Genomic DNA, 14,428 nt, shown 5'->3' on the forward strand with positions numbered 1-14,428 from the left:
GGCCGGGTACGCTGAGGGAAGCTCGGGGGGTCTGGGGGATTCCCCGGGACCCGGGGATTCCCCGGGGAGAACACAGCAGCAGAACCAGCCGCACCACACCACCGGGAGTGCCAGTGGCACGCGTCGTAGTCGACGTCATGCTCAAGCCGGAGATCCTCGACCCGCAGGGACAGGCTGTGCAGCGCGCGCTGCCCCGTCTGGGCTTCGAGGGGATCGCCGATGTCCGCCAGGGAAAGCGCTTCGAGCTCGAGGTGGCGGGGCCGGTCGACGACGCCGCCCTCGCCCGTATCCATGAGATGGCCGAGACCTTTCTCGCCAACACCGTCATCGAGGACTTCGTCGTCAAGGTCGAGGAGACCGGGCGCGTCGTCGCCGGGACGGCCGGGGAGCAGAAGTGACCGCTCGTATCGGAGTCGTCACCTTCCCCGGCACCCTCGACGACCGCGACAGCCTCCGCGCCGTCCGTATCGCCGGGGCCGAGCCCGTCTCCCTCTGGCACCGTGACAAGGATCTCCACCAGGTCGACGCGGTCGTCCTGGCCGGCGGCTTCAGTTACGGCGACTATCTGCGGGCCGGGGCCATCTCCCGGTTCTCCCCGGTGATGGAGACGGTCATCGAGCAGGCGAAGGCCGGTCTGCCGGTCCTCGGAATCTGCAACGGCTTCCAGATCCTCACCGAGTCCCATCTGCTCCCCGGCGCGATGCTGCGCAACAACCATCTCCACTTCATCTGCCGCGACCAGAAACTGCGGGTGGAGAACGCGGGGACCGACTGGACCGCCGACTATTCCGCGGGCCAGGAAATCTCCGTACCCCTGAAGAACATCGACGGCCGGTACGTCGCCGACGAGCGCACGCTCGACGAGCTGGAGGCCGAGGGCCGGGTCGCCTTCCGCTATCTGGACGGCAACCCCAACGGCTCGCTCCGTGACATCGCCGGTGTCACCAACGCGGCGGGCAATGTCGTCGGCCTGATGCCGCACCCCGAGCACGCCGTGGAGCCGCTGATCGGTACGGGCCGTACCGACGGCCTGGGATTCTTCACCTCGATCCTGAAGAAGCTGGTAAGCGCCTGATGACCATCAAGACCCTCGACACGGTCAAGCACGCGACCGGAACGCCCGAGACCGAGCAGCCCTGGAAGGACCTCGGCCTCAAGGAGGACGAGTACGCCCGGATCCGCGAGATCCTCGGGCGCCGTCCCACCGGCGCCGAGCTGGCCATGTACTCCGTCATGTGGTCCGAGCACTGCTCGTACAAGAGCAGCAAGGTGCATCTCAAGCAGTTCGGCGAGAAGGCTCCCGCCAGTGACGCGATGCTCGTCGGCATCGGCGAGAACGCGGGCGTCGTCGATGTCGGCCAGGGGTACGCGGTCACCTTCAAGGTCGAGTCGCACAACCACCCGTCGTACATCGAGCCCTACCAGGGCGCGGCCACCGGTGTCGGCGGCATCGTCCGCGACATCCTCGCCATGGGCGCCCGGCCGGTCGCGGTCGTGGACCCGCTGCGCTTCGGTGCCGCCGACCACCCCGACACCAAGCGGGTACTGCCCGGTGTGGTCGCGGGCATCGGCGGTTACGGCAACTGCCTGGGTCTGCCGAACATCGGCGGCGAGGTCGTCTTCGACCCCTGCTACCAGGGAAACCCGCTGGTCAACGCCGGCTGTATCGGTGTGATGAAGCACGAGGACATCCATCTCGCGAAGGCGTCGGGCACCGGCAACAAGGTGATCCTCTACGGTGCCCGCACCGGCGGCGACGGGATCGGCGGGGTGTCGGTCCTGGCGAGCGAGACCTTCGAATCGACCGGACCGGCCAAGCGGCCCGCCGTCCAGGTCGGTGACCCGTTCCAGGAGAAGCTCCTCATCGAGTGCACCCTGGAGATCTTCCGCGAGAAGCTCGTGGCCGGGATCCAGGACCTCGGCGGCGCGGGCCTGTCCTGCGCGACGAGCGAGCTGGCGTCCGCGGGCTCCGGCGGGATGCGGGTCGAGCTGGACACCGTCCCGCTGCGTGACGCGACCCTCTCGCCCGAGGAGATCCTCATGAGCGAGTCGCAGGAGCGCATGTGCGCGGTGGTCGAGCCCGACAAGGTCGACCGCTTCATGGAGATCTGCGAGAAGTGGGACGTCATCGCCACCGTCATCGGTGAGGTCACCGAGGGCGAGCGCCTGGAGATCTTCTGGCACGGCGAGCAGATCGTGGACGTGCCCCCGCGCTCGGTGGCGCACGACGGCCCGGTCTACCACCGGCCGTACGCCCGTCCCGAGTGGCAGGACGCGCTCCAGGCGGACGACGCCAACAAGCTGCCGCGCCCGGCCACGTCGGCCGAGCTGAGGGACCAGGTCCTGAAGCTGGTCGCGTCGCCCAACCAGGCGTCGAAGGCGTGGATCACCGACCAGTACGACCGTTTCGTCCAGGGCAACACCGTGCTCGCGCAGCCCGAGGACGCCGGGATGGTCCGGATCGACGAGGAGTCGAATCTGGGCGTGGCGATGGCGACCGACGGCAACGGCCGGTACGCCAAGCTCGACCCGTACACGGGCGCGCAGCTCGCGCTGGCGGAGGCGTACCGCAATGTCGCGGCCTCCGGCGCCAAGCCGCTCGCCATCTCCGACTGCCTGAACTTCGGTTCGCCCGAGGACCCGGCCGTCATGTGGCAGTTCGCCGAGGCCACCCGTGGTCTGGCGGACGGCTGCCTCCAGCTCGGCACCCCGGTCACCGGCGGCAATGTCTCGCTCTACAACCAGACCGGTGAGACGGCGATCCACCCGACGCCGGTCGTGGCCGTGCTCGGCGTGATCGACGACGTCAACCGCCGTACGCCGATCGCGTTCGAGGAGGAGGGCCAGCTCCTCTATCTCCTCGGTGACACGCGCGAGGAGTTCGGCGGCTCGGCCTGGTCGCAGGTGGTGCACGACCATCTCGGCGGGCTGCCGCCGGCCGTGGACCTGGACCGGGAGAAGCTGCTCGGCGAGATCCTGATCTCGGCGTCCCGCGACGGAATGATCGACGCGGCGCACGATCTGAGCGACGGCGGTCTGATCCAGGCGGTCACCGAGTCCTGCCTGCGCGGCGGACACGGCGCCCGGCTGGTCGTGCCGGACGGGCTCGACGCGTTCACCTTCCTGTTCAGCGAGTCGGCGGGCCGCGCGGTCGTCGCCGTACCGCGCAGCGAGGAGCTCCGCTTCACCGACATGTGCGGCGCCCGGGGGCTGCCGGTGACCCGCATCGGTGTGGTGGACGGCGAGGAGATCGAGATCCAGGGCGAGTTCGGCATCACGCTGGGCGAACTCAGGACGGCCCACGAGGCCACGATCCCCGCTCTGCTGGCCTGACCGCCGCCCCCGCCCGGCTCAGTCTCGAGCCCCCGCTCTGCCTCAGCATCAAGCCCCCGTCCGGTGTCCGCCGGGCGGGGGCTTCGCCGTGGGCGCCGGGCGTCTGCCGGTGGCTTGTTTCCGTACTTGCCAAGCGATTACGTAATTACGTAACTTCTCCGTATGGATCTCGAAGAGCGGGTGGCCGCGCTGGAGCGGCGGCTCGCGGCGCTGGAAGGGGCGGACGGCGGGGACGGCGGGGTGCCGCCCGTGGGCGGAGGTGACTTCTGGGCGCTCCAGCGGCTGAAGGAGGACGTCGCGAAGGCCGGTTCGCCGAACGGCGGTGTGCTCTACACCGGCGCGGTGCGGCTGCCGACGGAGGAGCGGTACGAGTGGCAGTACGGCACGCTCACCGACGGGCTCCTCGACGCCGACTGGTCGGATTCGGCCGAGTCCTTCGCGGCGCTCGGTCACCCGGTACGGCTCCGGCTGCTGCGCGAGATCCTCGGCGGCCTGCGCACCGCCGCCGAACTGGCCGGGCTGGAGGACATCGGCACGACCGGCCAGATCTACCACCATCTGCGCCAGCTCACCGGGGCGGGCTGGCTGCACACGACCGGGCGCGGCCGCTACGAGGTCCCGGCGGCCCGGGTCGTACCGCTGCTGGTGATGCTGTCGGCCGCCCGGCCGTGACCCGGGCCCGGCCGTGAACCGGAGGGGCCGGGCCTGAATTGGGCCGGGCCTGAACCGGGCCGCCGGGGCCGATCCGTAACCGTCGAGGGGGAACGATGTCCGTCCGTAAGTACGTCATGATCTTCTACCGGCTGTCCTGGCTGGTCTTCGTCGCGCTCGTGCTCGTGGACGTGTTCGGCGGCCTGCGTCTTTCCTGGTGGCTGACCATGCTGCCGGCGGCTGTGGCCGTCGCCGTGGCTCTCGGGATGAGCCGGGCGGCCCGCGCCCACCTCGCGAACCGGCCCGCCGCGACGGAGGTGGCGCCACCGGTCGCGGGCCGCTGGTCCGCGCTCAACAGCCCGGCCGACAGCGTGCCCAGCCATGCCACCCACGCCTATGGCCAGACCTACGCGATCGACATCGTGGCGGAGGGCGGTCCCGGTGCCCGTCCCGCCTTCGCCCGGCTGTGGCCGGTCGTCCGCCGCAACCGCGACTTCCCGGCCTTCGGCGCACCTCTTCTCGCGGTGGCGGACGCGACCGTCGTCCATGCCTCGGACCGGCAGCGCGACCATCTCAGCCGCAACTCCCTGCCCGCCCTGGCCTATCTGATGCTGATCGAGAGCGCCGCGCGCGAGATCGGCGGGGCGGGCTGGATCACGGGCAACCGTCTCGTACTCGACCTCGGGAACGGTACGTACGCGCTCTACGCCCATCTTCAGCGCGGCTCGCTCCAGGTCCGCGCGGGCGACCGGGTACGGACCGGTCAGGTCCTGGCCCGCTGCGGAAACTCGGGCAATTCGACCGAGCCGCATGTGCACTTCCAGCTCATGGACCATCCGGATCCGGACGTGGCGCGAGGCATCCCGTTCCGCTGGGAGGGCGTCGGAGTCCCCGCGAACGGGGAGGAGTTCACGGTGGGAGAGGAGCCGACGGCCGCCTCGCCGGGCACCGCGGCACAGGTGCGCGACCACTGAACGGCGGGCCCCGGGGCAGGGTGGCCGGATGGCTGTCGGGGGGCCGGGGTGCTCGGTTAGCCTCGCTGCATGCCAACGGCCAAGAAGCGTCTGCGCAGTTATGACTCCGCCATGATCCGGACCGCCGTTCTGGCGCAGTTCGGGAACGTCCGTGAGGCGGTCGCGGGTCTCACGGAGGAACAGCTCGCCCTGCCCACCGCGCTCGGTGACTGGACCGTGCGCGAGCTGGCCGCGCATCTCACCCTGGCCGTCGAGTCCGTCTCGCGGACCGTCGAGGCGGCCACGCGGCAGCTCTCCGAACGGTCCGCGCCGGCCGCCGGCCCCGTGGTCCCGCTGCTCGAATGGCCGTTCGCCACCGCCGTCCTCGCCAAGGACATCAGCGAGGACGTCAAGGCGACAGCCGCTTCCGCGTCCCCCGACGAGTTGTTCGAGCGCACCGCCGACCGGATCGCCGCGCTGCTGCCCGGGGCTCCCGACGATCTGCTGCTCACGACTCGGCTCGGTGTGATGCGGCTCGGAGACTTCCTGGTCACCCGGACCGTCGAGCTGACCGTCCACACCGACGACCTCAACCGCGCGGTGGCCGGGCTGGCCGTCCCGTACGACCGGCAGGCCCTCGCCGCCTGCACCCGGCTGCTCGCCGACACCCTCGCCGTGAAGGCGCCCGGCGCGTCCACGGAGGTGCGGATCCCGCCGTACGCCGTGGTCCAGTGCGTGGAGGGTCCCCGCCACACCCGTGGCACGCCCCCCAATGTGGTGGAGACCGACCCCCTCACCTGGATCCGCCTCGCCACCGGCCGTACGACCTGGCGCGAGGAGCTGGACGCGGCGCACGTCAGCGCGAGCGGCGAGCGCGCGGATCTGGGTGATCTGCTTCCGCTCATGGGGTGACGGAGACGCCCGCCCCCGGCACGACGGAACCGTACGCGGGGGCTCCCCGTCCCACCGGTATGCGGAAACAGAAGATCACCCACGTCACTGCGATCACTTCGGTCACCACCGTCGCACTGTTCACGCTGGCCGCCTGCGGCACGGAGTCCGGCTCCGGGTCCTCGGCGGGCGCGGGTTCTGCGGACGGCGGTGGTTCCGTACGGACCGGACTCCCTCTCACCGATGTCCACTGGAGCGTCGACAGCCTGACCGTCGACGGCAGGAAGACCGCCGCGCCCGCGGGAGCGAGCGTGGAGATCGGCACCAAGGGCCGGGCCAGCGCGCGTACGGGCTGCAACACCATCGGCGCGGATGTCACCGTCGACGGCGACACCGTCACCGTGGGTGACAAGGAGTCGACGCTGATCGGCTGCCCCGAGGAGCTCCGGGCCTTCGAGAAGGCGCTCGACGGAGCCTTCTCCGGCAAGCTCAAGGCCACGGTCGGGGGCACGGAGAAGGACAGGCGGCTCACGCTCACCACCGCCGACGGCGACGCGATCACCCTGACCTCCGGAGCGCCGGTCCCGCTCGCCGGCACCAGGTGGACGGTCGACGCGCTGGTCGCCGGCGCCACCGCGACCTCCCTGCCCAAGGGCACCGAAGGCAAGGCGTATCTCACGTTCGGTAAGGACGGCTCCGTGGAGGGCAGCTTCGGCTGCAACACCTTCCGCGGCACCGCGAAGGTCGCCGGGGCCGACGCCGCGGCCGGGTCCCAGGCCGCCGCCACCGTCACCTTCGGCCGGCTCTCCTCCACCCGCAAGCTCTGTCCGGGGCCCGAGATGACCCTGGAACGCCAGGTGCAGAAGGTGCTGGAGGGCAAGGTCACATATGAGGTGCACCACCGTGCCCTGACGCTCAAGCGGGCCGATGGCCAGGGCCTGGACGCCATGGCGGCGGCCGCGGGCAAGTAGCGGGAGGGCGGATCGACGGGCGATCGCGGAGCCGGCCCGCATCCCCAATTCGGACCAGTGGTCGATCTCGCCTACACTCGGTGGCGTGCCTCGTGGTGATGGACGACTCAACCACGACCTGCTCCCCGGAGAGAAAGGCCCCCAGGACGCTTGTGGCGTCTTCGGAGTCTGGGCCCCGGGCGAAGAGGTCGCCAAGCTCACCTATTTCGGACTGTATGCCCTGCAGCACCGTGGACAGGAGTCCGCGGGCATCGCAGTGAGCAATGGTTCCCAAATCCTCGTTTTCAAGGACATGGGCCTGGTTTCCCAGGTCTTCGACGAAACCTCGCTCAGCTCCCTCCAGGGCCATATCGCGGTGGGCCATGCCCGCTACTCCACCACCGGAGCCTCGGTGTGGGAGAACGCGCAGCCGACGTTCCGGGCCACGGCCCACGGCTCGATCGCGCTCGGTCACAACGGCAATCTGGTCAATACCGCCCGGCTCGCCGAGATGGTCGCCGACCTGCCCAAGGAGAACGGCCGCTCGACCCGGGTCGCCGCCACCAACGACACCGATCTGGTCACGGCGCTGCTGGCCAGCCAGACGGACGACGACGGCAAGCCCCTCACGGTCGAGGAAGCCGCCGCCCGGATCCTCCCGGATGTCCGGGGCGCCTTCTCGTTCGTCTTCATGGACGAGCACACCCTCTACGCCGCCCGTGACCCGCAGGGCATCCGCCCGCTGGTCCTCGGCCGTCTCGAACGCGGCTGGGTGGTCGCCTCCGAGGGCGCCGCCCTCGACATCTGTGGTGCCTCGTACGTCCGTGAGATCGAGCCCGGCGAGCTGATCGCCATCGACGAGAACGGTCTGCGCACCCAGCGATTCGCGGAAGCGAAGCCCAAGGGCTGTGTCTTCGAGTATGTCTACCTGGCCCGTCCCGATACGGACATCGCCGGGCGCAACGTGTATCTGTCCCGAGTCGAAATGGGCCGGAAACTCGCCGAAGAATCTCCCGTCGAGGCCGATCTGGTCATAGCGACCCCCGAGTCGGGCACCCCGGCCGCCATCGGCTACGCGGAGGCCAGCGGCATTCCCTACGGCTCGGGCCTCGTCAAGAACGCCTATGTCGGCCGGACCTTCATCCAGCCGTCCCAGACCATCCGCCAGCTCGGTATCCGGCTCAAGCTGAATCCGCTCAAGGAGGTCATCCGGGGCAAGCGCCTGGTGGTCGTGGACGACTCGATCGTCCGCGGCAACACCCAGCGCGCCCTGGTCAAGATGCTCCGGGAGGCCGGTGCCGCCGAGGTCCACATCCGGATCTCGTCACCGCCGGTGAAGTGGCCGTGCTTCTTCGGCATCGACTTCGCGACCCGTGCCGAGCTGATAGCCAATGGCATGACGGTCGAGGAGATCGGGATCTCCATGGGCGCCGATTCACTGGCGTACATCTCGCTCGACGCGATGGTCGAGGCGACCACGATCGCCAAGCCGAACCTCTGCCGTGCCTGCTTCGACGGCGAGTATCCGATGGATCTGCCCGACCCCGAGCTGCTCGGCAAGCAGCTCCTGGAGACCGAGCTGGCGGCGGGCCCGGCCAACACGGCGGCCACGGACGCGCTCCGGCGCCCGTAATGCCCGTCTCGCGGTCCGTGACGCCGGCGCCGTGATCCCACCGCTCCCCGGCCCCGCCCGCACACCCACCTCCGACGACCGAATGCCGACAGGAAAGTATCCAGCCATGTCCGAGACGACCACTGGTGCCAGCTACGCCGCCGCGGGTGTCGACATCGAAGCCGGTGACCGCGCGGTCGAGCTCATGAAGGAGTGGGTGAAGAAGACCCGCCGCCCCGAGGTGCTCGGTGGCATCGGCGGCTTCGCCGGTCTCTTCGACGCCTCCGCCCTCAAGCGCTACGAGCGCCCGCTCCTCGCCTCCGCCACCGACGGGGTCGGTACGAAGGTCGACCTCGCCCGCAAGATGGGCGTGTACGACACGATCGGTCACGATCTGGTCGGCATGGTCGTGGACGACCTGGTCGTCTGCGGCGCGGAGCCGCTCTTCATGACCGACTACATCTGTGTCGGCAAGGTCCACCCCGAGCGGGTCGCCGCCATCGTCAAGGGCATCGCCGAAGGCTGTGTCCTGGCCGGCTGCGCACTGGTCGGCGGCGAGACCGCCGAGCACCCGGGGCTGCTGGGCGAGGACGACTTCGATGTCGCGGGCGCCGGTACGGGCGTGGTCGAGGCCGACCGGCTGCTCGGCGCGGATCGTATCCGTACGGGTGACGCGGTGATCGCCATGGCGTCGTCCGGTCTTCACTCCAACGGGTACTCACTGGTCCGTCATGTGGTCTTCGACCGGGCCGGCTGGTCGCTGGACCGCCGGATCGAGGAGTTCGGCCGCACGCTCGGCGAGGAGCTGCTGGAGCCCACCAAGATCTACTCGCTGGACTGTCTGGCACTCACCAGGACGACCGAGGTGCACGCGTTCAGTCACATCACCGGCGGCGGCCTGGCCGCCAATCTCGCCCGGGTGATCCCGGACGGGCTGCACGCCACGGTGGACCGCTCGACCTGGACCCCCGGCGCGGTCTTCGACCTGGTGGGAACGGCCGGCCAGGTGGAGCGCCCGGAGCTGGAGAAGACGCTGAACATGGGCGTCGGCATGATCGCCGTCGTCCCCGCGGAGTCGGCCGACGCCGCGCTCACCACGCTCGCCGACCGGGGTGTGGAGTCGTGGATCGCCGGTGAGATCACGGAGCGTGGCGATCACACCACGGGTGCGACGCTGACGGGCGACTACCGGAGCTGACCCGCCCGGACGCACGCGCGCGGACGCACGGAGCGCGACCGAGTCGGCGTGACCCGGTCGGACAGACGCACGGACGACTCAGCCGGATGCGTGCCGGATGCGTGCGTGGGCAGCACAGAACCCGGTCCAGGACTACGGCCCCGGACCGGGCCACTGAGGTACTGCTCTGGGTATACGGACGTCAAGCGCCGCGGCGCTGCGCCGAGGGTCCGGACTCGTCGTCCTCGTCCTCGTCGTCGTTGTACAGATCCGCGTACTGTGCGTACGGGTCGTCTTCCTCGTCGTCGTCCTCGAACGGCTCGCCGTTCGGCGGCTGACTCGAGGTCGACGCGCCCAGCTCGTTGGCCAGACGCGACAGGTCAGTCCCGCCGCTGTTGTACTTCAGCTGGCGGGCGACCTTCGTCTGCTTGGCCTTGGCCCGGCCGCGCCCCATGGCTCGACCCCCTCGGTGACGGGGCTCGACGGCCCCAGAGTCTTGACACGCGTTCATGAATCAGAACGAGCTCTCCGCGGAGAGACCCGTCCGTAGGGCTTCAACGGTACCTGCTCTCGCGGCCATACGGTACGCCGCCCGCATGACGCGCCCCGGCGCAGGACCAGCGAGGCGCCCCGTCCTCCCTGGTCAGCGTCGATTTTAACCTCTTCTGGAGGGGCGACCCGCCGACCGGCGTGAGTCTCGTCTCCCGGGCGCCCGGCCACCCCTCCCCCGACGGTCAGCGACGGCGCGCTTCCGCCATCCTGTGCTCGGCGATCCTGTCGGCCGCCGCGGCCGGCGGAATACCGTCTTCCTTTGCGCGTGCGAAGATTTCCAGTGTGGTGTCGAAGATCTTCGCGGCCTTCGCGCGGCACCGCTCGAAGTCGAAGCCGTGGAGTTCGTCGGCGACCTGGATCACGCCACCGGCGTTCACCACATAGTCGGGCGCGTAGAGGATCCCGCGGTCCGCGAGATCCTTCTCGACGCCCGGGTGGGCGAGCTGGTTGTTGGCGGCCCCGCACACCACGGTGGCGGTGAGCACGGGGACGGAGGCGTCGTTCAGGGCGCCGCCGAGCGCGCACGGCGCGTAGATGTCCAGGCCCTCGGTACGGATCAGCGCCTCGGTGTCGGCGACCACGGTGACCTCGGGGTGGCGGTCGGTGATCCGGCGTACCGATTCTTCCCGTACATCCGTGATCACGACCCGGGCGCCCTCCTCCAGGAGGTGCTCCACGAGATGGCGCCCGACCTTGCCGACGCCCGCGATCCCGACCGTACGGCCGCGCAGCGACGGGTCGCCCCACTGGTGCCGCGCGCTGGCCCGCATGCCCTGGAAGACCCCGAAGGCGGTCAGCACCGACGAGTCGCCCGCGCCGCCGTTCTCGGGGGAGCGGCCCGTGGTCCACGCACAGGTGCGGGCCACGACGTCCATGTCCTCGACATAGGTGCCGACATCGCACGCCGTGACATAGCGGCCGCCCAGCGACGCAACGAATCGGCCATATGCGAGCAGCAGCTCCTCGCTCTTGATCTGTTCCGGATCGCCGATGATCACAGCCTTGCCGCCGCCGTGGTCGAGCCCGGCCAGGGCGTTCTTGTACGACATGCCCCGGGAGAGGTTCAGCGCGTCGGCGACGGCCTCCTCCTCGGACCCGTACGGGTAGAAGCGGGTGCCGCCGAGGGCCGGGCCCAGAGCGGTGGAGTGGATGGCGATGACGGCCTTGAGGCCGCTGGAACGGTCCTGGCAGAGCACGACTTGCTCATGGCCCCCCTGCTCCGACCGGAACAGGGTGTGCAGGACGCCGTCGGTCAGATCGGTCACGGTGGTGACTCCCAAGTACGAAGCGGCGGTGGGATGTCCCTCCTGTGGGTGGGGAGGGACCGGCTGGGCAACCAAGAGGGTAAGTCCTACGGGGGCGTAGATCAGCCGCAGTGCCCAGGATCACCCCCTGGAGGAGTACAGGCGTGGGACGATGCCCGGCATGCCGGCGGTGTCTTCTGTTCTCGTTCCCTACGCGTCCTACCTGCGGGTCTATGAGCCGCTGGCGGCCTTTCCTGAGGCCGAGAGGGACCACTGGACGCGCTACGCCAGACGTGACCGTACGCCCACCGCGCAGGACGAACTGCGGCGCTCCCTGGCCGACTTGCTGCCCACCCCGCCGGTGGCCGTACCGGTGCACGAGAGCGGGGACGCGTTCGTCGCCGTGGTGGACGGCGTGGTGTGCGTCTGTCCGTGGCGGACCCGGCTGCGCGGCTGGCTGGCGCTGGAGGAGCTGACGGAGTCGCTGCCGGTGCCGCTGCTCGACGCGGTGCTGCCGCCGGTGGTGCGGGGCCAGGCGGCGGCGGACTACGAGCGCTGGCGGGACCGGAACCCGGACGCGCGGCCCTGGATCAGGACAGCCGTCTGGCAGGTGCCCGTGGGGTGGTTCACCCTCTTCTCCGACGACGAGAAGGAGTACGAGGCGGGCGGCCCCGGGGTGCCCTCGCTGCGGTACCGGACGCCGATGGTGCAGGCGAGACGGCGGCTGGCCCGCGCGCTGAAGACCCTGCGGGACACGGTGGACGACGCACCGCTCATCGAGGGGCTGGTGGATGTGGGACGGTGGCTGGAAGAGTTCCATCCCCGGTCGCTGGTCGAACTGGACTACGGAGGCCTGGTGCACGTCCTGCCCGGCGCGCAGCTCGCCGAGGACCGCTCGGCCGCCGATGTGGCGGCGGGGATCGCGGCGCTGCGGGTGGGGGACGGCGAGGGCGCGGGAGCGGCCTACGGCCGGCTCACGGAGCGCTGGCGGGCGGTGCGGGAGCGGCTGTTCGCCAACTGACGGGCGCGGTACGGCCCGTGACGAGCCCGGCTCGTACGCGCCGGGAGCGGACCGTACGGTGGACCCGGCGCGGCGGCGCTGCCCGGCGCGGGCACGCGACGGCGGAACGGGCGGCGAAGCGGGCATGAACGAGGACGGAAGCGGGCGTGAACCACCGGTGGATCCGGCCCCCGCGGCAGGGGTCTCGATCCGGGCCTATGCCCGCAAGGGTGACGGACCGCACTAACGGGGCTCTTGCGCCCATCGCCCCTCCTCGTGTCAAAATAGGACAAGGAGTCCGGGGAGGGTTCCTTCCGCCCAAGTACGGGCGGATTACTCAGCATTGCACGCTATACGGGGGGTCTGGTGACTCCTGATCGCTCTGTGACTGATCGTATCTGTGACGTGACTGTCCGCTATGGCATGGTCCATCGGCTTCCGCCGCTGATGAACACCTCAGAGGGCAATTCCATCGGTTTGGCCGACGTGGCTGGACGGATGGTGTAGTTGTAGTGCCGAGGACAAGCCGTTCGTCCTATAACCGACTCGGCCCGCGTCCGCCATTTCGGGCAACGCGGGTCAAGGTGCAGAATTTAGAGGAAAGAACCGAGATGGTTCGGTTCTCCCGAGGAGGCCGCTCATGACCGCTCGCACCCCTGATGCCGAGCCGCTGCTGACCCCGGCTGAGGTTGCCACGATGTTCCGCGTGGACCCGAAGACGGTCACTCGCTGGGCAAAAGCCGGCAAGCTCACGTCCATCCGCACGCTCGGTGGGCATCGCCGGTATCGCGAGGCAGAGGTCCGCGCACTGCTTGCGGGTATTCCGCAGCAGCGCAGCGAGGCCTGAACGCCTTTTTCCAGGCTCAGCAAGGCGCAACAAGGCACTACAGGGCACAACTGGGCTCACTAGACAGGGCACTGCCGGGTCCCCCATATCCGGTCGTCCCGACCCATAGCTCCATACGACGGGCACCTGCCCCAACAGGACCCACGCCCTCGCAACACGGGTAAGTCGTCGATCGCGCTGGACTCCGCCGGGTCCAGCGCGATCTTTTTTGTGTGCCGGGGAGGACGGGGCTCCGGTCCTGTTCGGACGCCGTGTGGACGGTGAGGCGGGTGTTTCCGGAGGGATTCCGAGAGGCGTGCAATTGCACATATTAAATTGGTGGATTGTAGGGAGGGTGTAAGCGCCGGCCTACCTCGAATTTGTTCCGTGATGCCCGTCACACTGTATGGCCCTTGCCATGACGTTCCTCTCACCCGCCGGAAACGGCGCCGACGGGCCGTGAAGGGCCGGGCGGAGCCGGAACCGCGGCCCGAGGGGCCGGGGCGACCGGTGGGAGGCCCGTCGGAGGCCGCTCGGTGGTCAGGAGGGGGACGGGGCCAGATCGTCGGGTAACTCGTCCTCGAAGCAGCCGTCCGCGAAGCCGTCGTCGGCCGCCGAGGGCTCCATGGCGAGCCGCTGGAGACGATGGCAGATCGGGCAGTGGCCCGTGCGGTGCGGACGGCCGGACGCGGCCGCCAGATGGGCGCGCAGCAACGCGCGCGTCTTGTGTCCGACTGTCGATGACATCCCGCACACCACCCCCGGTGCGGGCCCCGGGATGGGATGAACGTGGGGCCCTGATGCTTAGGTACCCCCGGCGGATGACGCCGTCAAGACACTCAGGACCGGGCCCCGGGGATTTGAGGACGCCATTACTGGGGCCTTACCCCGGCGTCGACGGTCCTTGCCCTGCCCGAGGGGGACGGGCCACACGGGGCCCGCGCCGGCGCGGGCCGCCGCGGCGAGGCCGGACGGGGACGCGTCCGGCCGTGCTCCCGGAGGGATTCCGTGCTCCCGGAGGAATACGGACAGCAAAAGGCCCGCATCCGATCGGATACGGGCCTTCATTACTGCGGTCCTGACGGGATTTGAACCCGCGGCCTCCACCTTGACAGGGTGGCGAGCACTCCAAACTGCTCCACAGGACCAGGTTTCGCGGCCTTGTTTCCTCGGCTGCGAAACGAGACTCTACAGCAGCTCGGAGGGTGCGGTCGAACTGACTGATGGCGATGGCGGCGT

At 69.8% G+C, this 14,428-nt stretch carries 14 protein-coding genes and 1 tRNA gene; 11 read left to right on the forward strand and 4 right to left on the reverse strand.

The window, feature by feature from the left end:
* The first annotated feature begins 113 nt into the window (after positions 1-113).
* From purS to purM, 9 genes are all read left to right on the forward strand, one after another.
* Positions 114-398, forward strand: coding sequence for a phosphoribosylformylglycinamidine synthase subunit PurS (purS, locus tag ACFYYH_RS27790; protein WP_388556411.1), 285 nt, complete (start codon positions 114-116; stop codon positions 396-398).
* The gene (gene purQ / locus ACFYYH_RS27795) at positions 395-1,075 is read left to right on the forward strand and encodes a phosphoribosylformylglycinamidine synthase subunit PurQ (protein ID WP_388556414.1); all 681 of its coding nucleotides are present in this window, start codon (positions 395-397) and stop codon (positions 1,073-1,075) included. Before purS ends, purQ begins: the two co-directional genes overlap by 4 nt.
* Complete coding sequence (gene purL / locus ACFYYH_RS27800) at positions 1,075-3,333, forward strand: phosphoribosylformylglycinamidine synthase subunit PurL (RefSeq protein ID WP_388556417.1); 2,259 nt, start codon at positions 1,075-1,077, stop codon at positions 3,331-3,333. Before purQ ends, purL begins: the two co-directional genes overlap by 1 nt.
* A 162-nt stretch (positions 3,334-3,495) precedes the next feature.
* Complete coding sequence (locus ACFYYH_RS27805; RefSeq protein ID WP_388556419.1) at positions 3,496-4,005, forward strand: ArsR/SmtB family transcription factor; 510 nt, start codon at positions 3,496-3,498, stop codon at positions 4,003-4,005.
* Positions 4,006-4,100: 95 nt separating this feature from the next.
* Positions 4,101-4,958: a M23 family metallopeptidase gene (locus ACFYYH_RS27810; RefSeq protein WP_388556422.1), complete on the forward strand. Its 858-nt coding sequence runs from the start codon at positions 4,101-4,103 to the stop codon at positions 4,956-4,958.
* A gap of 69 nt (positions 4,959-5,027) precedes the next feature.
* Positions 5,028-5,849 (forward strand): sterol carrier family protein, encoded by an 822-nt coding sequence (locus tag ACFYYH_RS27815; protein WP_388556424.1) that lies wholly within the window; start codon positions 5,028-5,030, stop codon positions 5,847-5,849.
* A 59-nt stretch (positions 5,850-5,908) separates the two neighbouring features.
* Positions 5,909-6,799, forward strand: a complete 891-nt coding sequence (locus ACFYYH_RS27820; protein ID WP_388556517.1) for an META domain-containing protein — start codon at positions 5,909-5,911, stop codon at positions 6,797-6,799.
* A gap of 85 nt (positions 6,800-6,884) precedes the next feature.
* A complete protein-coding gene (gene purF / locus ACFYYH_RS27825) occupies positions 6,885-8,411 on the forward strand; it encodes an amidophosphoribosyltransferase (RefSeq protein WP_388556426.1) in 1,527 nt (508 codons plus the stop codon).
* 106 nt (positions 8,412-8,517) lie between these two features.
* Positions 8,518-9,588: a phosphoribosylformylglycinamidine cyclo-ligase gene (purM, locus tag ACFYYH_RS27830; protein WP_388556428.1), complete on the forward strand. Its 1,071-nt coding sequence runs from the start codon at positions 8,518-8,520 to the stop codon at positions 9,586-9,588.
* A 181-nt stretch (positions 9,589-9,769) separates the two neighbouring features.
* Here purM and ACFYYH_RS27835 read toward each other — a convergent pair whose 3' ends face one another.
* Positions 9,770-10,021 (reverse strand): DUF3073 domain-containing protein, encoded by a 252-nt coding sequence (locus ACFYYH_RS27835; protein ID WP_046508206.1) that lies wholly within the window; start codon positions 10,019-10,021, stop codon positions 9,770-9,772.
* 280 nt (positions 10,022-10,301) lie between these two features.
* Positions 10,302-11,384 (reverse strand): Leu/Phe/Val dehydrogenase, encoded by a 1,083-nt coding sequence (locus tag ACFYYH_RS27840; RefSeq protein ID WP_388556431.1) that lies wholly within the window; start codon positions 11,382-11,384, stop codon positions 10,302-10,304.
* 160 nt (positions 11,385-11,544) lie between these two features.
* On the opposite strand from ACFYYH_RS27840, the gene ACFYYH_RS27845 reads away from it, so the two are divergent.
* A complete protein-coding gene (locus ACFYYH_RS27845; protein WP_388556434.1) occupies positions 11,545-12,384 on the forward strand; it encodes a hypothetical protein in 840 nt (279 codons plus the stop codon).
* A gap of 619 nt (positions 12,385-13,003) precedes the next feature.
* Entirely contained in the window at positions 13,004-13,210 is a 207-nt protein-coding gene (bldC, locus tag ACFYYH_RS27850; RefSeq protein ID WP_003949541.1) for a developmental transcriptional regulator BldC, read from the forward strand.
* 519 nt (positions 13,211-13,729) lie between these two features.
* On the opposite strand, the gene ACFYYH_RS27855 is transcribed toward bldC, so the two are convergent.
* The gene (locus tag ACFYYH_RS27855; protein WP_388556437.1) at positions 13,730-13,936 is read right to left on the reverse strand and encodes a DUF6274 family protein; all 207 of its coding nucleotides are present in this window, start codon (positions 13,934-13,936) and stop codon (positions 13,730-13,732) included.
* A gap of 326 nt (positions 13,937-14,262) precedes the next feature.
* A tRNA-Asp gene (locus ACFYYH_RS27860) sits at positions 14,263-14,337 on the reverse strand.
* Positions 14,338-14,428: the final 91 nt, after the last annotated feature.

Source organism: Streptomyces sp. NPDC002018, from assembly GCF_042890865.1.
Taxonomy (GTDB): Bacteria; Actinomycetota; Actinomycetes; order Streptomycetales; family Streptomycetaceae; genus Streptomyces.